Source organism: Corallococcus exercitus, from assembly GCF_003611585.1.
GTDB classification, from domain to species: Bacteria; Myxococcota; Myxococcia; order Myxococcales; family Myxococcaceae; genus Corallococcus; species Corallococcus exercitus.
Genome location: NZ_RAVW01000581.1, coordinates 1 through 4,656, shown reverse-complemented (window position 1 = coordinate 4,656; position 4,656 = coordinate 1). Strand labels below are relative to the sequence as shown.

Sequence of the window (4,656 nt, the reverse complement as noted above, 5' to 3'; positions counted from 1 at the left end):
CTGTTGGGCGACGCGCCCTTCGTCGCCAGCCGCAAGGCCACGGGCATCGTCGCCATCAGACGCGCCTGGCCAACGCGCGGCTGGCCCCGTCGGAGCAGGCCACGCCCGCTCCGTCCGAGCCCACGGCCCCCAACGCCAACGTGCCCATGGCCGAGCGCCCCATGCCCCCGGGCCTGGACGCCGCGGTGATGGACCCGTCCGCGAACCCCTGTGACGACTTCTACGCCTACGCGTGTGGCGGCTGGCTGAAGACCACGGAGATCCCCGCCGAGCGCGCCCGCTGGAGCCGCGGCTTCGAGACGGTGGCCGAGCGCAACCAGACCGTGCTGCGCGACATCCTCACCAAGGCCGCGGAGGGGCAGGGCGAGGGCACCCCGGAGGAGAAGAAGCTGGGGGACTACTACGGCGCCTGCATGGACGAGGCGAAGCTGGAAGCGTCGCTGCCCACGCTGCGCACCTATCTGGCGAAGCTCAACGGCCTGAAGAGCCCGCAGGAGGTGGCCAAGGCAGTGGCGTGGCTGCACGCGCGCAACGTGAACGCGCTGTTCCGCGTGACGTCGGATCAGGACCAGAAGGACTCCACGCAGGTCATCGCCGTGGTGGACGCCGGCGGCCTGGGCCTGCCGGACCGCGACTACTACCTCAAGCCGGACGTGAAGATGCGCGAGGCGCGCGCCGCCTACCAGGCGCACGTGCAGAAGGTGTTCGAGCTGTTGGGCGACGCGCCCTTCGTCGCCAGCCGCAAGGCCACGGGCATCGTCGCCATCGAGACGCGCCTGGCCAACGCGCGGCTGCCCAAGGACGAGACGCGCGAGCCGGAGAAGGTCTACCACCGCCTGGAGCGACAGGGCCTGAAGCAGCTGGCCCCCGGCTTCCAGTGGGACACGTACTTCGCGGAGGTGGGGCTGCCCGCCGGTGAAGCGCTCAACGTGACGCAGCCGAAGTTCTTCTCGGAGGTGTCCGGGCTGGTGCGTCAGCAGCGGCCGTCCGACATGGGGCCGTACCTCTCCTACCACCTGGTGGAGCACGCGCAGACGGCGCTGCCCAAGGCGCTGCGCGACGAGTTCTTCCGCTTCGAGTCCACGGTGCTCACCGGCGCGAAGGCGGACCTGGCGCGCTGGAAGAAGTGCGTGGAGGCCACCGACGACGCGCTGCCGCACGCGCTGGCCAAGCCCTTCATCGCGCGCACCTTCGGCGCGGACGGCAAGGCCACCACGCTGGACATGGTCCAGCAGATTGAGCAGTCCTTCGAGCGCAACCTGGACACGCTGTCCTGGATGGACGCGGAGACCAAGGCGCAGGCCCTGGTGAAGGTGAAGAAGATCACCAACAAGATCGGCTACCCGGACCAGTGGCGCAGCTACGACGGGCTGACCGTGAAGCGCGACTCGTTCCTGGACAACCTGCTGGCGGCGGACGCGTTCGAACAGGCGCGCCAGCTGCGCAAGGTGGGCCAGCCGGTGGACCGGCAGGAGTGGCTCATGTCGCCGCCCACGGTGAACGCCTACTACAACGCGGCCACCAACGAGATCGTCTTCCCGGCAGGCATCCTCCAGCCGCCATTCTTCGGGCGGGACGCATCCGCGGCGGTGAACTTCGGCGCCATGGGCATGGTGGTGGGCCACGAAATCACCCACGGCTTCGACGACGAGGGCCGCCAGTTCGACGCGGACGGCAACCTGCGCACGTGGTGGACCCCGGCGTCGGACAAGGCCTTCCGTGAGCGCGTGTCGTGCGTGAAGAACCAGTACGACCAGTACAAGGCCGTGGACGACGTGAAGGTGAACGGCAAGCTCACCCTGGGCGAGAACGTCGCGGACCTGGGCGGCCTCAAGCTGGCGTACGCGGCCATGGAGGCGTACCTGGCCAAGCACCCGGACCAGGCGGCGAAGGCGAATTCCTACCGGTTCACCCCGGGGCAGCAGTTCTTCCTCGCGCACGCGCAATCGTGGTGCTCGAAGATTCGTAATGAGGCTGCGCGGCAGCGGGCGCTGACGGATTCGCACTCGCCGGCGTTCCTGCGCGTGAAGGGGCCGGATGTGAACCTGCCGCAGTTCCAGCAGGCCTTCTCCTGCCCCGCGGGGTCGAAGATGGTGGCACCGGCTGCGAACCGCTGTGAGGTCTGGTAGGCCTTCGGCCCTACCTGAAGGAGGATGTCATGAGCATCTGTTCGTGGCTGGTGTTGGGCGGTATCGCGGGCTGGCTGGCCAGCATCATCAAGGGCACCAACGCCCGGATGGGGATGTTCGCCAACATCGTCGCCGGCATCGTGGGCGCCATGCTGGGCGGCTGGGTGTTCAGCTTCTTTGGCGGCAGCGGCGTGACGGGCTTCAACCTGTACTCGCTGCTGGTGGCCACGGTGGGCGCCGTCATCCTGCTGTCCATCCTGCAAGTCATCCGCAGATAGGACCCTCCCGCGTCGCTGCCTAGAAGAGCGACAGCTGGGGGGAGTTGGAGGGCCGCGCGGGACGCCGGAAGGTGTCCGGCGCGGCCTCCGTGACGGACGAGGCGCGCATGCCCACCTTGCGCGCCGCCGTCGCGAAGAGCTGGTGGATGGTCTGCGCGTAGAGCCCTTCGCCGCGCATGCGGTGCTTGAAGCGGCCGTCGGTGAGCTCTCCGCCGCGCGTCTCGCGGATGCGGTGCAGCACCCGGTCCGCGCGCAGGGGCAGCTTCGCGCGCAGGCGCTCCTCGAACACGGCCTGCACGGGGCCGGGCAGCCGCAGGAGCGTGTAGTGCGCGCGCGTGGCGCCGGCCTCGCGCGCGGACGCGAGCACCCGCGCGATGTCCTCGTCGTTGAGGCCGGGGATGATGGGGGCCACGGACACGGCCACGTCGATGCCGGCCTCCGTGAGCTTGCGGATGGTGGCCAGCCTGCGCTTGGGCGTGGCGACCAGCGGCTCCATGGCGCGCGCCAGCTCCTCGTTGTGGAAGGGGAGGCTGACGCTCACGGTGAGCCGGGCCTCGCCCGCGAGCCGCTGGAGCACGTCCAGGTCGCGTTCAATCAGCACGCCCTTGGTGATGATGCCCACGGGGTTGCGGTACTCGGCGCAGACCTCCAGGCACTGGCGGGTGAGCCGCAGCGACGCCTCCAGCGGCTGGTAGCAGTCGGTGACGCCGCTGAAGACGACCGTCTCGCCCTTCCACGACGGACGGTCGAAGGCTTCGCGCAGCAGCTCCGGAGCGTTGGGTTTGACGACGAGGCGGGTCTCGAAGTCGGTACCCGCGCCGAAGTCCAGGTACTGGTGCGTGGGGCGCGCGTAGCAGTAGGCGCAGGCGTGGAGGCAGCCCCGGTACGGGTTGACGCTCCAGGAGAAGCACACGTCGGGGCTGTCGTTGCTCGCGATGATGGAGCGGCTGTGGTCCTCCCAGACTTCCAGACGCGCGGGGGGGATCTCGTCCAGGTACTCCACCGCGGTGCTGGCCCAGGGGTTGGGCGGATTGTCGACGGGACGGGCCTTCACCCTCACAGGGTGCGGCTGAAAGCCCGTTCAGTCAAGGCATGAGCGGCCGTCGATGACGTGCGCGAGAGGCGTGGCTGGCCGGCTGCCCTCCGGGGCTCCCCGGCCTCATTGGACCGGAGTCCATGGGGGGACCGCCGTGACGGGGCAGGGAGCGGTGCCCATCGTCCCGGGGTGAAGGCACCCCGAGAGTTGTTCCAGGACAGGGCATAGCACCATGGCGTGGTTGGTCATCTTGCTGCTCATCGCCGTCAACGCGCTCTACGTCATCGCGGAGTTCACGGCGGTACGTCTGCGCGCCACGCAGCTGCGGCCCCTCGCGCAGAAGGGGAATCGCCGCGCCGCGGGCCTGCTCGCGGTGCTTCAGGATGGAGCGAAGCTCGACCGCTACGTGGCCGCCTGTCAGATTGGCATCACGCTCTCCAGCCTCATCGTGGGGGCGTATGCGCAAGGGGCGCTCACGGCACCGCTCGCGGCCCTCCTCCAGCGGCTGGGGGGACTGGGGAGTGGAGCGGCGCACTCGACGGCGGAGGTCACGGTCCTGGCGGGACTGACGGGCGCGCAGGTCCTCTTCGGGGAGCTGGTCCCGAAGTCGTTCGCGCTCCAGTTCACGCTGCGCTCGGCGCTCTGGGTCTACGCGCCCATGCGCCTGTCGCTCAAGCTGTATTCGGGCTTCCTCCGGGTGCTCAACGGCAGCGCGCTCGTGTTGCTGCGCCCCTTCGGCGTGAAGCCTGGCGACGACTCCCACCACGTCCACACACCGGAGGAACTGGAGCTGCTCATCGCGGAGAGCCACGCCTCCGGAAGCCTGGAGTCGGAGGCCCGCAGCCAGCTCCAGCGCGCGCTCCGGCTGGGCCAGCGCACGGCGGGGGAACTCATGGTGCCGCGCAAGCGCATCGCCGCGCTCGACATCACCGTCTCCCCCGACGAGGTGCTGCGCCGGGCCATCGCCAGCCCGTACATGCGCCTTCCGGTCTACGAGGGCTCGCTGGAGAAGGTGCTGGGCCTCATCCACACGAAGGACCTGGCCTGCCACTACGCCCGGCATGGCCAGATGCCTCCGCTGCGGGACGTGCTGCGTCCGCTGCCCCGGGTGCGCAGGGGGCTGAAGGCGGATCAGCTGCTCACGCTGCTTCGCGAGCAGCGCGCCACGCAGGCCCTGGTGGTGGGCCGTAAGGGGCGGGTGGAGGGGTTGGTG

General features: G+C 69.7%; 4 protein-coding genes. 3 read left to right on the top strand and 1 reads right to left on the bottom strand.

The window, feature by feature from the left end; genetic code table 11:
* The first annotated feature begins 65 nt into the window (after positions 1–65).
* Complete coding sequence (locus D7W79_RS39020; RefSeq protein WP_244222218.1) at positions 66–2,129, top strand: M13 family metallopeptidase; 2,064 nt, start codon at positions 66–68, stop codon at positions 2,127–2,129.
* A gap of 29 nt (positions 2,130–2,158) precedes the next feature.
* Positions 2,159–2,407, top strand: coding sequence for a GlsB/YeaQ/YmgE family stress response membrane protein (locus tag D7W79_RS39015; RefSeq protein ID WP_120530309.1), 249 nt, complete (start codon positions 2,159–2,161; stop codon positions 2,405–2,407).
* A 19-nt stretch (positions 2,408–2,426) separates the two neighbouring features.
* On the opposite strand, the gene D7W79_RS39010 is transcribed toward D7W79_RS39015, so the two are convergent.
* On the bottom strand, positions 2,427–3,461 hold the full coding sequence (locus tag D7W79_RS39010) for a PA0069 family radical SAM protein (RefSeq protein ID WP_120530308.1): 1,035 nt from the start codon (positions 3,459–3,461) through the stop codon (positions 2,427–2,429).
* Positions 3,462–3,675: 214 nt separating this feature from the next.
* Between D7W79_RS39010 and D7W79_RS39005 the strand changes: the two genes are divergently transcribed.
* On the top strand, positions 3,676–4,656 hold a 981-nt coding region (locus tag D7W79_RS39005), incomplete at its 3' end, for a hemolysin family protein (RefSeq protein ID WP_147442277.1).

Coding starts and splice junctions, on each gene's coding strand:
- D7W79_RS39015 (WP_120530309.1), top strand. CDS start 2,159: ATGAGCATCTGTTCGTGGCTGGTGTTGGGCGGTATCGCGGGCTGGCTG.